Annotated in this window: 15 protein-coding genes; 5 read left to right on the forward strand and 10 right to left on the reverse strand. The window is 65.9% G+C overall.

Annotation, left to right across the window (positions count from 1 at the left end; translation table 11 throughout):
* Positions 1-137: 137 nt before the first annotated feature.
* The 7 genes from EB835_RS17975 to EB835_RS18005 all read right to left on the reverse strand — a co-directional run bounded on the left by EB835_RS17975 (position 138) and on the right by EB835_RS18005 (position 10,034).
* Complete coding sequence (locus EB835_RS17975; RefSeq protein ID WP_135810825.1) at positions 138-1,046, reverse strand: metal ABC transporter permease; 909 nt, start codon at positions 1,044-1,046, stop codon at positions 138-140.
* On the reverse strand, positions 1,043-1,912 hold the full coding sequence (locus EB835_RS17980) for a metal ABC transporter ATP-binding protein (protein ID WP_135810826.1): 870 nt from the start codon (positions 1,910-1,912) through the stop codon (positions 1,043-1,045). The genes EB835_RS17975 and EB835_RS17980 overlap by 4 nt, the downstream gene beginning before the upstream one ends.
* A 2-nt stretch (positions 1,913-1,914) precedes the next feature.
* Positions 1,915-3,003 carry a metal ABC transporter solute-binding protein, Zn/Mn family gene (locus tag EB835_RS17985; RefSeq protein WP_135810827.1) on the reverse strand — a complete coding sequence of 363 codons (1,089 nt, stop codon included), beginning with the start codon at positions 3,001-3,003 and terminating at the stop codon, positions 1,915-1,917.
* Positions 3,004-3,295: 292 nt separating this feature from the next.
* The gene (locus EB835_RS17990; RefSeq protein WP_135810828.1) at positions 3,296-4,348 is read right to left on the reverse strand and encodes an aspartate-semialdehyde dehydrogenase; all 1,053 of its coding nucleotides are present in this window, start codon (positions 4,346-4,348) and stop codon (positions 3,296-3,298) included.
* Positions 4,345-5,670 carry an aspartate kinase gene (locus EB835_RS17995; RefSeq protein ID WP_135537296.1) on the reverse strand — a complete coding sequence of 442 codons (1,326 nt, stop codon included), beginning with the start codon at positions 5,668-5,670 and terminating at the stop codon, positions 4,345-4,347. Before EB835_RS17995 ends, EB835_RS17990 begins: the two co-directional genes overlap by 4 nt.
* A 348-nt stretch (positions 5,671-6,018) precedes the next feature.
* Positions 6,019-6,624 carry a recombination mediator RecR gene (gene recR, locus EB835_RS18000; RefSeq protein ID WP_135810829.1) on the reverse strand — a complete coding sequence of 202 codons (606 nt, stop codon included), beginning with the start codon at positions 6,622-6,624 and terminating at the stop codon, positions 6,019-6,021.
* Positions 6,621-10,034 (reverse strand): DNA polymerase III subunit gamma and tau, encoded by a 3,414-nt coding sequence (locus EB835_RS18005; RefSeq protein WP_135810830.1) that lies wholly within the window; start codon positions 10,032-10,034, stop codon positions 6,621-6,623. Before EB835_RS18005 ends, recR begins: the two co-directional genes overlap by 4 nt.
* Before the next feature lie 93 nt (positions 10,035-10,127).
* Here EB835_RS18005 and EB835_RS18010 point away from each other — a divergent pair, with 93 nt between their 5' ends.
* From EB835_RS18010 to EB835_RS18020, 3 genes are all read left to right on the forward strand, one after another.
* Positions 10,128-10,790, forward strand: a complete 663-nt coding sequence (locus EB835_RS18010; protein WP_135810831.1) for a DUF1707 SHOCT-like domain-containing protein — start codon at positions 10,128-10,130, stop codon at positions 10,788-10,790.
* Positions 10,790-11,083 (forward strand): hypothetical protein, encoded by a 294-nt coding sequence (locus EB835_RS18015; RefSeq protein ID WP_135810832.1) that lies wholly within the window; start codon positions 10,790-10,792, stop codon positions 11,081-11,083. The genes EB835_RS18010 and EB835_RS18015 overlap by 1 nt, the downstream gene beginning before the upstream one ends.
* 118 nt (positions 11,084-11,201) lie before the next feature.
* Positions 11,202-12,341 (forward strand): GNAT family N-acetyltransferase, encoded by a 1,140-nt coding sequence (locus tag EB835_RS18020; protein WP_135810833.1) that lies wholly within the window; start codon positions 11,202-11,204, stop codon positions 12,339-12,341.
* On the opposite strand, the gene EB835_RS18025 is transcribed toward EB835_RS18020, so the two are convergent.
* From EB835_RS18025 to EB835_RS18035, 3 genes are all read right to left on the reverse strand, one after another.
* Positions 12,241-12,711, reverse strand: a complete 471-nt coding sequence (locus EB835_RS18025; protein WP_135810834.1) for a DUF4190 domain-containing protein — start codon at positions 12,709-12,711, stop codon at positions 12,241-12,243. The two genes, EB835_RS18020 and EB835_RS18025, sit on opposite strands and share 101 nt — an antisense overlap.
* 129 nt (positions 12,712-12,840) lie before the next feature.
* Positions 12,841-13,431, reverse strand: a complete 591-nt coding sequence (locus EB835_RS18030) for a TIGR03085 family metal-binding protein (protein ID WP_135810835.1) — start codon at positions 13,429-13,431, stop codon at positions 12,841-12,843.
* A gap of 30 nt (positions 13,432-13,461) precedes the next feature.
* Positions 13,462-14,373, reverse strand: coding sequence for a Sir2 family NAD-dependent protein deacetylase (locus EB835_RS18035; RefSeq protein ID WP_135810836.1), 912 nt, complete (start codon positions 14,371-14,373; stop codon positions 13,462-13,464).
* A 58-nt stretch (positions 14,374-14,431) separates the two neighbouring features.
* Between EB835_RS18035 and EB835_RS18040 the strand changes: the two genes are divergently transcribed.
* Together EB835_RS18040 and EB835_RS18045 are read left to right on the forward strand one after the other, a co-directional pair.
* Positions 14,432-14,881: a flavodoxin family protein gene (locus EB835_RS18040; protein WP_135537305.1), complete on the forward strand. Its 450-nt coding sequence runs from the start codon at positions 14,432-14,434 to the stop codon at positions 14,879-14,881.
* Between the two features lie 139 nt (positions 14,882-15,020).
* Positions 15,021-15,443 carry a hypothetical protein gene (locus EB835_RS18045; protein ID WP_135537306.1) on the forward strand — a complete coding sequence of 141 codons (423 nt, stop codon included), beginning with the start codon at positions 15,021-15,023 and terminating at the stop codon, positions 15,441-15,443.
* Positions 15,444-15,475 lie beyond the last annotated feature (32 nt).

Below are 15,475 nucleotides of genomic sequence, written 5' to 3' on the forward strand. Positions count from 1 at the left end.
GGCGGTCTTGCCCCGATGGAGTATCGGACCAAGACCGCCAAGGATGGTGAGCATGTCTATCAACTATGCTGACCCAAGCAGTCCAACTTTCCGGGACCAGTCCACGCCAGGTTGCAGAGCCGCCGTCGGGTAGCAATTCAGGGGGTGGAGATGGGGATGTTGTGCTCTTCTGCGGCGCGGTGGGCGCGGCGGCGGTGCAGGGCCTTCATCCGACGTCCCCCGACGAGGCGGCAGACCAGATAGATGAGGAACGAGATCGTCGTGACGAACGGGCTGATCGGCACCACCGGCGAACCGAGCGCGACGAGGATGCCTCCGACCGAGGCGGTGACGGCGAAGATCACGCTGAGCACCGGAACCCACACCGGAGAGGCCGAGAGCTGGGTCGCGGCTGCGGCCGGAGTGATGAGCAGCGCGAGCACGAGCAGAACCCCGACGACTTGGACGCTCAGCGCCACAGCCAGACCGAGAGTGAGCATGAAGACGATGGTGAGCACGTTGACCGGCACACCCTTGGCCCGGGCCACCTCGGGGTCGAGGCTGGAGAACATGAGCGGACGCCACACGACGACCAAGACCACGAGCACGGCGAGGGCGCAGATGATGAGGGTGAGGATCTGGCCGGGGGTGATGGCGACGATCTGGCCGGTGAGCAGCCCGAACTTGCTCGCAGCCCGCCCGTCGTAGAGAGCGAGGAAGAGGATCGCCAGCCCTAAGCCGAAGGGCATGAGGACGCCGATGATCGCGTTCTTCTCCGAATCCTTGGCCCCTCCGATGCCGATGATGAGAGCGGCGACGATGGAGCCGACGATCGATCCCGTGACGACGTCGAAGCCGATGAGCAGGGCGAAGGCGGCACCGGCGAAGGAGAGTTCGGAGACTCCGTGGACCGCGAAGGGAATGTCGCGGGCCATGACGAAGACGCTGATGAGCCCCCCGACGACGCCCAGGAGCGCCGCAGCGACGAGCGAGTTGGCCAGGAGCGCGACCAATTCGCCGTAGTCTTCGAAGGTGAACAGATTGGCGAAGATCTCAGAGAGGCTCATCGGTTCACCACCGTCCCGTCGAGATCGAAGGAATCATCAGGCAGGTCATGGTGATCGACGCATTCCTCCTCACCTCCGACGACGACGAGGCGGCCGCCGACGCGGACCACTTCGACCGGGGAACCGTAGAGACGAGACAGAGATTCGGTGGTCATCACCTCAGAGGGGGTGCCGACGAGGAAGTGCCCGCCGACGATGTAGAGGACCCGGTCGACGTACGGCAGGATCGGGTTGATCTCGTGGGTGACGAAGACGACGGCGGCATCGCGTTGGACGCGCTGTTCGTGCAGCAGTGCGGCGACCACCTGCTGGTGGTGCAGGTCGAGTGAGAGCAGGGGCTCATCGCAGAGCAGGACCGTGGGGTCGTTGGCCAGGGCTTGGGCCACACGCAGCCGCTGCAGTTCGCCGCCCGAGACAGTTCCGGCGGGGGCGTCGGCATAGTCGGTGGCGCCGACGGAGGCCAAAAGCGCCTCGACCTTCTTCTTCCGCCCGCGAGACAGCAGGCCCATCCCCCACCGGTGACCGTCGATGCCCATACGCACAAGATCGCGTCCGCGCATCGGAGTGTGCGGATCGATTCCGCGCTGCTGCGGAATGTAGCCGATGGCGGGGTTCCCCTTATGCACTGCCCGCCCGCTGACCTCGGCGGTTCCGGCCGACAGCGTGTTCTGCCCCAGCAGGACCTTGAGCAGGGAGGTCTTGCCGGTGCCGTTGGGGCCGAGCACGGCGAGGAACTCCCCCGGTGCGACGTCGAGGTCGAGGTCGTGCCAGAGCACGCGCGGGCCGAACCGCAGTTCGGCCTCGCGCAGTCGAATCACCGGCTCCCGTGGTGTTGCCGGTGCGGAAGCGTCGGATTCCTTGGCCATAGTCAGTGTTTGTGTCCTTCGAGTGCGGTTGCGATTTCCGTGATGTAGCCACCCATCCAGTCGGCGTAGTGCGTTCCCGAAGGCATGGTCTCGGCGAGGTCGACGACGGGGACATCGGAGTCCTCCGCTGTGGACTTCAAGGCCTCTGCCTGCGGACCTGCCGCTTGAGTATTGTATCCAAGCAGCACGGCTTCCCCATCGGAGATCTGCTTCTCCGCGGCCTTGAGCACCAGCGGCGGCACATCATTGCCCTCTTCGACAGCGGCGAGAAACTCCATCGAAGTGATGTTCTCCAGTCCCATATCGGCAAACAGCCACAGCGGAATCGGTTCGGTCGCCGAGACCTTCTCCCCACCGTGTTCCTTCTTCACCGCATCGATGTCGTCCTGCAGCGCAGTCAGCTCCGCCTTGTACTCCTTCGCGTTCGCTTCGAATTCGCCCTGGTGTTCGGGCAGGGCCTCGCCGAGGTGGCTCGCCGCTTCGTCGACGAGCTTCGTCATCGTCGGGACCGAGTACCAGACGTGTTCGTTGAATGATCCGTGGTCATGGCCCTCGTGACCCTCTTCGTGATCTTCGTGGCCCTCCTCGTCGTGGCCTTCGTCCGCGTGTTCATGATCATGGCCATCCTCGCCTTCGTGGGAGTGGCCGCCTCCGTGGGCTTCCTCATCATCACCGTGTTCATGGTCATGATCATGGGGTTCGTTGGCGAGTCCCTCCGAACCGGGCAGACCGGAGGCCGAGACGGTGTCGATGACGTCGACTTCAGCATCGGAGGCGTCGAGCATCGTGGTCATGAACGCGTCATAGCCGCCGCCGTTCTGAACGACGAGGTCGGCCTTGGACAGTTTGAGGCGATCCTGCGTGGTCGCTTCGTAGGAGTGCGGGTCCTGGTTCGGATCATCGATGATCGGACTCACCTCGGCGAAGTCACCTGCGACCTGGGAGACGATATCGGCGTAGACGTTTGTCGAGGTCACCACGTTCAGAGTCCCGGTGTCGGCTTCGGAGGTCTGCCCCCCGCAGCCACTGAGCACCAACGCCGTGGAGGAGGCGATGGCAGCGGTGGTGAGCAGTATGCGCGACGAGGTCATGTGGAGCCTTTCTAAGGCGTTGAGGATCAGACAACATCGTCGACGATACTCAGATCGGAGGCCCGCCACTAATATAAATATTTATATATAGCAACGCTTTTATATTTAGCGGCTGGAGAATAACTCCCGCACCTCGGCCGGGCCCGACCCAATAGGCCGCTCAGGTCACGCGAATCTCGAAAAGCGCGTCGCCGGCGGCGTTGTTTTCGAGATTCGCGTGACCTGAGCGGCCAAAAGGCGAAAAACCGCCCGGGAGTCCGTTCCCGGGCGGTTCATCGAGCGGCGCAGGCGCTCAGGCGGCCTTCGCTTCGAGCTTGGCGGCCAGCAGCGCAGCGATCTGCACCGTGTTCAGCGCCGCGCCCTTGCGCAGGTTGTCGTTGGCGACGAAGAGGACGAGCCCCTTGCCGGCCGGAGCCGACTGGTCGGCGCGGATGCGACCGACGAAACTCACGTTCTGTCCGGCAGCCTTGAGCGGCGTCGGCACGTCGTCGAGGGCAACGCCGGGAGCCTGGCTGAGGATCTCCGACGCCTGTTCGGGGCTGATCTCGGAGTCGAACTCGGCGTGGATGCTCAGGCTGTGTCCGGTGAACACCGGCACGCGCACGCAGGTGCCGGCAACAAGAAGCTCGGGCAGGCCGAGGATCTTCCGGCTTTCGTTGCGCAGCTTCTTCTCCTCGTCCGTCTCGTTCTGACCGTCGTCGACGACCGCTCCGGCCATCGGCAGGACGTTGAACGCGATCGGTTCGACGTAGTTGTCCGGTTCCGGCAGGGTCACCGCGGTGCCGTCGGTGGTGAGCTTGCGGGCATCGGAGATGCCGGCTTCGAGCTGCCCGGCGAGCTCCTCGACTCCCGACAGTCCCGAACCGGACACCGCCTGGTACGTGGACACGATGAGACGGGACAGACCGGCCTTCGCGTGGAGAGCCTTGAGCACGGGCATCGCGGCCATGGTCGTGCAGTTCGGGTTCGCGATGATGCCCTTGGGCAGCTCATCGAGGGCCTCGGGGTTGACCTCGCTGACGACCAGCGGGACCTCCGGGTCCGAACGCCAGGCCGAGGAATTGTCGACGACGGTGACGCCGGCGGCGGCGAAACGTTCGGCCTGTGCCCGGGAGGTGGCCCCACCCGCGGAGAACAGGGCGGTGTCGAGTCCGCTCGGGTCCGCCTCGGCGGCATCCTCGACGGTGATCGGCTGACCCTTGAAGTCGATGGTCTTCCCAGCCGAACGGGCCGAGGCGAACAGCCTCAGGGTCCCGATCTCGAATCCGGGATCGTCGGCCAGAAGGTCGAGCATCACGCCTCCGACCTGGCCGGTGGCTCCGACTACTCCAACATTCACACTCATCGTCCGGTACCTCCGTACACCACGGCTTCGTTGTCTTCGCTGTTGAGCCCGTAGGCGGCGTGGGCGGCACGGACCGCGTCGTCGAGCAGATCTGCTCGGGTGACGACGCTGATGCGGATCTCCGAGGTGGAGATCATGTCGATATTGACCTGGGCTTCACTGAGTGCCTCGAACAGGGTCGCGGTCACACCCGGGTGGGACCGCATTCCGGCACCGACGACGGAGAGCTTGCCGATCTGGTCGTCGTAGCGAACCTGGTCGAAGCCGATCTCGGCCTTCACCGCGTCGAGGGCTTCGAGTGCCTTCGCACCGTCGGCCATGGGCAGGGTGAAGGAGATGTCCGTCTTGCCCGGTTCGCGGGTGGAGATGTTCTGGACGATCATGTCGATATTGGCTTCTTGCTTCGCCAAGGTCTTGAAGATCTCGGCGGCCTTGCCTGGGACGTCGGGGACACCGACGATCGTGACTTTGGCTTCCGAGCGATCATGGGCGACGCCGGAGATGATTGCCTGTTCCATGGTGGACTCCGTTTCTGATTCCGCTGCCGGGGTCGAGGAACCCCGTCCCTGTCGGAAGGCTTCGGGGATGGGTGAATCGGTCACCCAGGTACCTTGGTTGCGAGAGAATGAGGACCGCACGTGCACAGGCACGTTGTAGCGGCGGGCGTATTCGACGCAGCGGAGCATGAGGACCTTGGCGCCTGAGGCGGCCATCTCCATCATCTCCTCGTAGCCGATCTCATCGATCTTGCGCGCCGAGGGCACGATCCTCGGGTCGGCGGTGAAGACACCATCGACATCGGTGTAGATCTCACACACATCGGCATCGAGGGACGCGGCCAACGCCACAGCCGTGGTGTCGGAGCCGCCGCGGCCGAGCGTGGTGATGTTCTTCGCGGTCTGGCTGACTCCCTGGAACCCCGCGACGATGGCAACGTATCCCTCGTCGAGGGAGGACCGGATCCGGCCGGGGGTGACATCGATGATGCGGGCCTTGCCGAACTGCTCATCGGTGATGACTCCGGCCTGGGAGCCGGTGAAGGATTGGGCTTCGAAGCCGAGATTGGCGATCGCCATGGCCAGGACCGCCATCGAGATGCGCTCACCGGCGGTCAGCAGCATATCGAGTTCGCGGGCGGGTGGCATGGGGGAAACCTGTTGGGCTAAGTCGATGAGATCATCGGTACTGTCACCCATGGCCGACACCACAACTACTACTTCGTGGCCGGCTTGACGGTACTCGACAATTCGTTTGGCCACCCGCTTGACCGATTCCGCATCGGCTACCGAGGACCCACCGAACTTCTGGACGACTATGCTCACTGCAGTATCTTCCTTATCGCTGATAAGTTCCGTGCCAGGCGATCGATTCCATGGTTCCACGCATGGAGGTCTCGTGCTTCATCGATCAGGATTTCAGCCGTGTCGGGCTCCCGGCACCTCGACCATTGTATGAGGTAGGTCATTGCGGTTCACCTTCGCCCGCCATTCAGACACCGCCTGACCGGGGTCGACGCCGCTCGTCTCCACCCCGTCCGATCACCGTGTACATGGGCGAAGCGAGGGGTGGCCACCGACCGTTCAGTCCCCGTTCAGAAATTGTTATACAAGGGGGTCCGAAAGGGTCGATCCGGGCAGGGCGACGACGGTCCGGGTCCGTCGCCGAGGTGGTCAGTCGATTTCGCGGCGGCCGGAGAATGCCCGACCGAGGGTGACTTCGTCGGCGTATTCGAGGTCGCCGCCCACGGGCAGGCCCGAGGCCAGCCGGGTCACGGTCACGCCGAGGCTGCCGAGCAGGCGCACGAGGTAGGTGGCGGTGGCTTCGCCTTCGAGGTTCGGGTCGGTGGCGATGACGGTCTCGGTGACCTCGCCGTCCTGCAGCCGGGTCATGAGTTCCTTGATCCGCAGATTGTCCGGGCCGACCCCGGCCATCGGGTCGATCGCCCCGCCGAGGACGTGGTAGAGACCCCGGTATTCCCGGGTCCGTTCGATGGCGACGACGTCCTTGGGCTCTTCGACCACGCAGACCATCGACCGGTCACGACGCGGATCCTGACAGACCGTGCATTCGGCTTCTTCGGACACGTTTCCGCAGATCTCGCAGAACCGCACCCGCTTCTTGACGTTGGTGAGGGCCTGCGCGAGCGCGTTGACGTCCTGCGCATCCGTCTGGAGGATGTGGAAGGCGAGTCGCTGCGCTGATTTCGGGCCGATGCCAGGAAGCTTGCCGAACTCTTCGACCAGGTCCTGGAGGGCACCTTCGTAGACAGCGCTCATACTTCTCTTTCGTCAATGATTTCGCCACCGAGGACACGCGCGATCACGTCGACCCCCATCTGGGGTGCCTCGGAGACGTCGAGGTCCGTTTCCGGATCATACTCGTCCTCATCCGATCCCGGATTCTGCGGGTACGGGTTGGCCACCGGCGCCGAGGCGCTGCCCTGCCCGCCGTAGCCACCGCCGTTGGTCGGGGTGTCGGAACCGAAGCCGGATCCGCCCGGCGAGGAGGTGTTGACCCCATGCTTCTCTGCCAGTGCGGCGAAGCGGGATTTGAATGGCTTCGCCTCGTTCCCCCGGGCCGTCGACGGGGTCTGAACGGGAGGTGCCAGCGGGGTGTCCGGTGCCGAGGGTCCTCCCCCGAAACCGCTGGGGGCCGCGGTGACGTCCGGATAGTCGAGATCATCGTCCGGCGGTGGGACGACAACGGCTCCGACGTCGACGGCTCCGCTGCCTGCACTGGTGGAGTCGACATCCGTGGGGCCGTCATCAAACGGCGCGGAGGTCGGCCCGTCATGCCAGTTCGGTTCATCCCACCGCGGTTCGACGTACTCCATCGGCGAGTTCTCATCAGTGGGCGATGACTCCTGTGCACTCGACGAAGGCGGCGGTGTGCCGAACGACGATGCCTGACCATGGGAATCATGCGTGTGCTCGACTGACGAGGGCGCATGCGTCGAAGCGGACAAGCGGTCGCCGCCCGCCGGTTCGGGTGCTTCGTCGGTCGATGCCCCGAAGAAGTCATCATCGGAGAGGTCGGGGACGACGATCTCACGGTCGTCGGATCCGAGTCCGGGGTCATTCGTACCGACATTCGGTTCGACCGGGCCCGCCGGTTCGGGCGCAGTCTCCGATTGAGTTGCAGTCTCCGGTCCGGGTACAGCCTCTGGTTGGGTTGCAGCCTCTGATTCGGGCGCAGCCTCCGGTTGGGGCGCAGTCTCCGGATCGGCGACATCCCCGGACGGGGCGGGCTCGTCGCGTCGTGGGGAATCGTCTGTCACCGGTCCGGCCGGTTCGGCTTCCGTGGTGTGCCCGTAGCCGGGGCGGCTGTCTTCAGAGTTCGGTTCGCTGGGTCGCCCCGGCTGGTCTCCCTCCTCGTCATCGGAGGACCAGGGGCCCTGGGTCGGGCCGCTCGGTTCCCAGAACTTCTCATGGTCGACCTGCGGTTTGTCGACTTCACGGGTGCCGACGACTGCGGCGACTTCCTGCGGGCTGGGTCGGCGCTGAGTCGGAGCGGGTCCGTAGCTGCCTCCGCCAGTGCTCATCGGTGGCGCCGAGGATCCCTTGCCCTGAGGTCTGCCTCCCGAGGCGTTGCCGCCGATGCGGCCGACCTCTCCAATGTCGATGCGCGCCTGGATGCCGAGCACATCGTTGATGGCCGCGGCCAGTTTCGACGCATGATCGCGCTGCTGGAAGCCCTGCACCGAACCAGGGTTGTTGAAGCCGAGGTAGACGGTCCCGTCGGAGAACGACTGCGGGATCGCATTGGCGGCGATGATCGCTCGGGTCAGTCGACTGCGTTTCTCCACCGCCGCGAGGATGCTCGGCCATGCCCGACGGATGGCTTCGATCTCTCCGCCGATATCGCCGGGGCCGGCCACCGAGGTGGCTTCCGGAGCCGACTGTTCGCGCGCAGTCTCGGGCGCAGTCTGCTCCCGCACCGATTCGTGCGTGTTCCGCTGCGGTGCGTTCGGCTGCTGCGCCGTCGGAGCGGATTGATCCTGGGGGCCGGGTCCGGCCTGCCCCACGTCGGGTTCGGCCTCCTGCGAGTTCGGGCCCGGCTGCTGGTTGCCCGGCTCCTGGGCCGGTGTCGGCTCAGGTTCCGGCGAGCTCGGACCCGGTTCTGCGGCGTCCGGCTCCGCAGGTGCCGTTGGCTGAGACTGTTCTGCCGGCCTCTCAGACGCTGTCGGTGGAGACTGTTCTGCCGGCTGAGGCTCTTCTGGTCGCTGAGGCGGCTCAGCGGGTGCGTCGAGCATCGATTCGGCGGCGACGGCCATGGCCGCGATGTCGTCGAAATCGTCATGAGCGGCAGATCGGGGCTGTCCCGCTGACGCGTTCTGCGTCGGCGCTTCGTTGCCTCGTCCGTCCGTTCCACCCGGTGCCTGACCCTGTGCCTGCCCCTGGCCGGGCACCGGTCCCTGCCCCTGGCCGGGCACAGGTCCCTGCCCGGGCCCCGCCGCCTGTCCGGGGACCTGCCCCTGTTCAGAAGTCTGCGCAGGCGGCACGTTCGCGGCGACGCCGGTGGCGGACATGCCGATGCGACGCTCCATCCGTTCGACCCGGCTGAGCACGGCATCGCGGCTTCGGCCGGAGCCTGGCAGCAGGATGCGCGCACACATGAGTTCGAGCTGCAGCCTCGGCGAGGTCGCTCCCGACATCTCAGTCAGTCCCACATTGAGCAGGTCTGCGGCACGTGAGAGTTCGCCCTGGCCGAAGCCGTTGGCCTGCAGGGTCAACCGCTCCAAACGGTCCGGCGGCACCTCGGGCAGGAAAGCATGGGCCGCTTCGGGGGCGGCGTTGATGACGATGAGGTCACGGAAGCGCTCAAGGAGGTCCTCGACGAACCGTCTGGGGTCCTGACCGGATTCGATGACGCGTTCCACAGCCCGGTAGACCCCGGCACCGTCACCGGCGGAGAACGCATCGACGATGTCGGACAGCAGTGAGTCCGGGGTGTAGCCGAGCAGAGCCACGGCCCGCCCGTAGTCGACTCCGTCCGGCCCGGAGCCGGCGATGAGCTGGTCGAGCACGGACAGGGTGTCGCGCACGGATCCGCCGCCGGCACGCACGACCAGCGGCAGCACGCCCTTGGCGACATTCACATCCTCGCGAGCACACAGATCCTCGAGGTAATTGCCCAGGGCCTCGGGCGGCACCAGTCGGAAGGGATAGTGGTGGGTCCGCGACCGGATCGTGCCGATGACCTTCTCCGGCTCGGTCGTGGCGAAGACGAACTTGATGTGCGGCGGCGGCTCTTCGACGATCTTGAGCAGAGCGTTGAAGCCCTGCGAGGTGACCATGTGCGCCTCATCGAGGATGAACACCTTGTAACGATCCCGCGCGGGCGCATAGATCGCGCGCTCACGCAGATCACGGGCGTCATCGACACCGTTGTGGCTGGCCGCGTCGATCTCGACGACGTCGAGCGAACCCGGTCCCCCGTTCGCCAGATCCCGACAGCTCGGGCACTCCCCGCAGGGCACCGGCGTCGGTCCCTGCTCGCAGTTGAGGCACCGGGCCAGGATCCGCGCCGAGGTGGTCTTTCCGCACCCGCGCGGTCCGGAGAACAGATAGGCATGGTTGATGCGGCCACGTTCGATGGCGGCCTTCAGCGGATCGGTCACATGCTCTTGACCGATGACCTCGTCGAAGGTCTCTGGGCGGTATCTTCTGTACAGTGCGGTGGACACGTCCCCTAGCCTAATGCCAACGGCTGACACGGGATAAGGCACGCTCTCACCCCGCCGTTGTCGCCCGCCGTGCGATCAGGCACGATAGAGATCATGACCCGCCCCAACCCCGGTTCCGACGAGAACGACCCCGCGAAGACCTTCCGCATCGGCCACAGGGAACGTGACGAAGCGATCGAGATTCTGCGCGAGGCGGCCGGGGACGGACGGATCACGGTCGACGAACTCGACGAACGGATGGAGCAGGTCCAGTCCGCGAAATTCCCGGTCGACCTCGACGAAGTCCTGTCCGATCTCATCACGGAACTGCCGTCCGATCGCTTCCGCCCCACCTCGGCAGTCTCACCGATCGACAACCGCGCGCTGGCCCTCCAAGGTCGGGACCGGTTCGATCCGCTCATCATTCGGGCCGGCTGGGAGTCCGAGGTCCGCCGCGCCAATTGGGCCGTTCCGCCATTCATCCGCTTGGAACCGGCGATGTCGAACATCGAACTCAACTTCCTCGAAGTCGACACCGCCTTAGAGACCATCGACGTCGAAATCATCGCGGGCCTGGGTTCGGTCACCGTTGTCATCCCCGACGACTGGGCCGTCAACGTCGACGCACTGTCGAAGACCTGGGGCAGCGTGAAATCCGTGGTCAACGCGGTCCCGACCGGCCGCCGTCCCCTCGTGCGGATGAGCGGATCGGTGGGAATGGGCTCGTTCAAGGCCCGCTTCGCAAACTACTTCGACCGGCGACGAATGGCCAAGTGATGGAACCCGGACTCGGTGCGGTCATCTTCCTCACCTTCTGCATCATCGCCGTCTTCAGCCTCGGCGCGTTCCTCATCTACCGGGTGATGACCAAACCCGGCGCGCACATCGGCTCCCGACTGCCCGAATACGACCCCGACAGCGCCGAGGATCCCGACGCCGAGGCTGCCCCCACCGAGCCGTCCCCTCGGGACTCCCCCGCCGGCCGGGATCTCCTCGACGGCCCGGACGACCCCGACAGCCCGGATGACCGCGAGGATCGGAACGGCCCTCGCGGACCCGACCGTCGATGAGAACACCGCGTCCCTGACACCGCATCGCGTCCCTGACATCGCGCAGCCGGTGTGAACACAGGATCTGCGACGGCCCGGCATCCTTGAAAACCCGGGCCGCCCGTGATCGACTCTTGCCATGACCGAGATTCGGATCACACGCATCGACTCCGCCGATGAGGACGGCCTGCTCGCCTGGAACGAGCTCATGCGCGTCGCCTACACCTCAGATCGCACGGCCGCGTGGTGGCGCAGCCCCGAGACGACGCTGAGCCAGTTCGCCACGCCGCGCACCGACAAGGAGGACTTCGCGCTCATCGCCCACCTCGGCGACGAGGCCGTCGGCGGTGCCGAGATCAACGTCACCGCCGATTCCCCGGCCGAGGTCGAACTCGGTGTCCTGCCGACCTGCCGCCGACGCGGCTGCGGTACGGCCCTCGCCGAGGCGGTCGAACAGATCCTGGCCGACCGCGACCGCCCCTCGGTGATCGTCCAGACCGAAACCTACTGCCCCGAAGGCGTCGCATTCGCCGAGTCTCGAGACATGCGCATCGGCAATGAGGAGCACCGGCTGCTGCTCGACCTGCCCGCCTATCTGCAGGCCGATGCCGACCGGTACAAGGACTCCGGTGCCGCCACGACCGTTCCCGTGATCAAGGAGGACCCGGACTTCTCGGTCACTTCGTGGATCGGCGGCTGTCCGGAAGAGGTCCTCGCCTCCTGGACGCGGCTGCGTGAGCAGATGGACGAAGACGTCCCGGTCGGCGACCTCACCCGCACCGTCAGTCATGCCAGCACCGCCGCCATCCGCAGCCACGAGGAGCGGATGGAAGAGCAGGGCTGGACCCTGGTCGGTTCGATGGCGCATGTCGGCGACCTCGCCGTCGGCTATACGGAGATCATGGTCTCGGCCCATGACCCGCAGATCGTCATCCAGGAGGACACGCTCGTCGACCGCGCCTATCGGAATCGGGGCATCGGACGGGCCCTCAAGATCGCGAACCTCCGCCAACTGCCCGCTGTGGAGGCGACGGCCTCCGCGCGGTGGGTGCAGACGTACACGGCGACGAACAACGATCCGATGCTCGCGCTCAACCGGGACCTCGGCTTCACCGTCGCCGATACGATGACGGCGCTCGAGGGTCGGGTCGACCGCAACAGGGCATGGCCCGTTCCCGTCAGCCGGCCAGCAGTGAGGCGAGTCCGCCGACGAGGCCGAAGGAGATGCCGAGCACCCAACCGAGGACGAGGAGTCCGAGGAAGACGATGCCGAGGATGAAGCCCCATTTGCCCATCTCGTTGTCTGCCCGACCGGCGTCCTGAGAACGCTTGCGTGCCATGTGGCCGGTGATGATGCCGATGACGGGGCCGAGGAAGTTGAAGCCGAGGAAGGTCGACAGAGTCGCGACGAGTGAGACGATGCCGAGCACCTTGCCCGGGTCCTCCTCGGTGCGCGGATCGGTGCGCGGAGCATAGGCCATCGGGGGCTGGCCCGGGTAGGTCTGGGGAGCGCCCGGGTAGTTCTGGGACACGCCGGACGGGTTCTGCTGGGAATAGGGCGGCAGTTCCTGTCCTGCGTGTGCAGCGTCCAACTGTCCCGAGTGGGGATCGTCGTGCTGTCCGGGCAGTGGGGTGGGGGCGGCGTTCATGACGTCTGGTCTCCTTCCGAAAGACTGTTGAGACCAGCCTAGGAAGAACACGGTGGCCGCCGATATGGACCAATCCCCCGCCTCGGCGGAGGAAATCCCGACACTCAGCGCAGGTCGCCGCCGCGCACTTCAGCGCACATCGACGAGGGCCTGGTCTCTTCGCCCCATGAGGTAGAGGAGCAGCTCGAGCGGCGCCCCGGTGATCGTGGAACCGTCCCCCGCCTGCTTCTTCCCAGCGGTGCGAGACCCGAAGCCCGGTGCCGTGATCGTCACGGGGCCCTCGGCTTTGGCAGCGAAGGGCAGGAGCGCGCCCCTCGTCTGCGCCCAGACGGTCGCGGTCTCTGCACGGGAGAGCTGTCGCGGCATCCACTCGATGGCGGCACGGCGGATGTCTTCGTGGTGGACGAGGAATTCGGTCGTGTTCATCACGGGCTCGACTCCGGGCAAGGCGCCCGGAGTCCACTTCGGCGGGGCCGCGACGAGGCCGAGCAGCTGGGCGAAGGGCGTCTGCGCGTAGTCGGCCTCCTTCGCCTCTCTCCGATCGTCGAATCTCGATAGGAAGATGCCCAGCGCCGCGGACGGGTGGCGTTCGCGGATGACGAGGTGGGTGGCAAGATCCCTGACGGTCCACCCCTCACACAGAGTGGGCGCATCCTCACCCGCACGGCGGGCGGAGTCGACGAGACGCAGGCGTTCGGCGCGGGCCAGATTTTCTCTCATGTCCGCCAGTCTTCCATCCCCGGCTTGGACTCACCTGGAAGCCCACGCGCTGATGAAGTCCGCGACGCGCGAAACCGAGCGGAAGTCCGCGAGTTCATCGCCGCGGGTGGGCCCGTCGGTGACGATGACGACGGGTTTGTCCTCTTTCGCTGCGGAACGAACAACGCGCAGACCCGAGAGCACCGCGAGCGAGGATCCGAGCACGACGATCCCCGACGCCTCATCGCAGATCCGGTTCGCCTCCTGCAGTCGGGCCGGCGGCACCGAGTCACCGAAGTAGACGACATCGGGTTTGAGGATGCCTGCACATTCGGGACAGTCGGCGATGACGAAGCCCGCGGTGTCCTCGAGGTCGACGTCACCGTCGGGGGCGCTCTCGAGATCGTCGGGATCGATCCCGACTTCCTGGGCGAAGCCCGGATTGAGCTCGCTCAGTCTCTGCTGCAGCCAGTCCCGATCGACGAGGTGGCCGTTGTCGAGGCAGATGACCCGATCGAGGCTGCCGTGCAGGTCGATGACGGGGCTCGGCAGCGGCCCGGCTCCCGCAGCGCCGTGTCTGAGTGCGACCGCCTCGGCGGCGGCCTGATGGAGTCCGTCGACGTTCTGGGTGACGATGCCGGCCACGGGAAGACCCGCGAGGGCGAGATGGCCGGCATTGGGCCGGGAACGGCGCATCCGCGGCCAGCCGATCCATGACCGCGCCCAATACCGGGCACGCTGATCGGGGTGGGAGAGGAAGGTCTGGATGGTCATCGGCGATCGCGGCTGCGCGTCCGGCCCGCGGTAGTCCGGGACACCGGAGTCCGTGCTCATTCCCGCTCCCGTGAGCACCGCCCATTCCGACGTGTCGAAACGCGTCGTGAGGACATCGATGATCTCCTCATCGCTGTGGCTGGGCCCCGGACGCGTTCTGTCGCGCAGGGGATCGAAGATGACTGCCATGGTCCCACCTTAGACATCGGGGCTGACTTGCGTCAGTCCCCGGGGCTAGGGTGGAGGCATGGTCAACGTTCTGCTCGTTCATCATTCCCCGTCGACGGCGACGAAGCGGATCGCCGAGGCGGCTCTGGCCGGACTGCGGCTGCCCGAGCTCGGCGACATCGACGTCACCGTCCGACCCGCTCTGGACACCAGTGTCGACGATGTCCTCGCCGCCGATGCCTATGTGCTCGGGACGACCGCGAACTTCGGGTACATCTCGGGTGCGCTCAAGCACTTCTTCGACACCACCTATGACGCGGTGCGGGAGCCGACGGCCGGTCGGCCCTTCTCCTACTGGATCCACGGCGGCTATGACACGACCGGCGCCGAGACCGCGATGAGTCAGATCACCACCGGTCTGGGATGGAAGCTGGCCTTCGACCCCCTCGTCTTCACCGGTGAGGTCAGCGACTCCCACCTCGAGGCGGCCACAGAGCTCGCCGCTACGGTCGCCGCCTCGGCCGGCTGACGTCCGGGCGTCCACCTTCACCTGTCTCAAACTCCTGGGGATTCCTGCATGAAAGTACTTTCCATAATGGAAAGTACTTGTTACACTGAGATGACTTTCAGCCGCATCGCCTCCGCGATGCCCACCCGAAGGAGCAGGCATGGAGACCACCCCCACCCCACAGCAGGCCGACGAACTCCTCGCACAGGTCGACGCTTCGCAGAAGCAGGCCCGAACACATGACTCCTGGCCGCTGGTGACGATGCTCTTCGTCCTCACCGCAGGCATCTCCGTCGGCCTCGTCGCCATCGGCATCATCGACGACGACACGACACAGCTGATCATCTTCGGTGCGGGTCTGGCCTGGCTGGTGCCGGCGATGATCGTCTACCTCGTCAAGGCGCTGAGCTGGAGCCGACGCTCAACCGCTCTGCTGCTGACCTGGCTGCCGCTGACCGTCCTCGTCACCCTGGCCGCGATCATCACCGACTCGATCTCACCGGGGCCCGTGGTCCCGCTGGCGGCTGCCGCCTTCCTGTGGATCGCCTCACCGGTCATCGCGCTCATCGGCCTGCGCCGCTGAGTCCGAGACCCGCGAGACCGCCCGAGACGAAG

The organism is Brevibacterium sp. S22, from assembly GCF_004745485.1.
GTDB lineage: Bacteria > Actinomycetota > Actinomycetes > Actinomycetales > Brevibacteriaceae > Brevibacterium.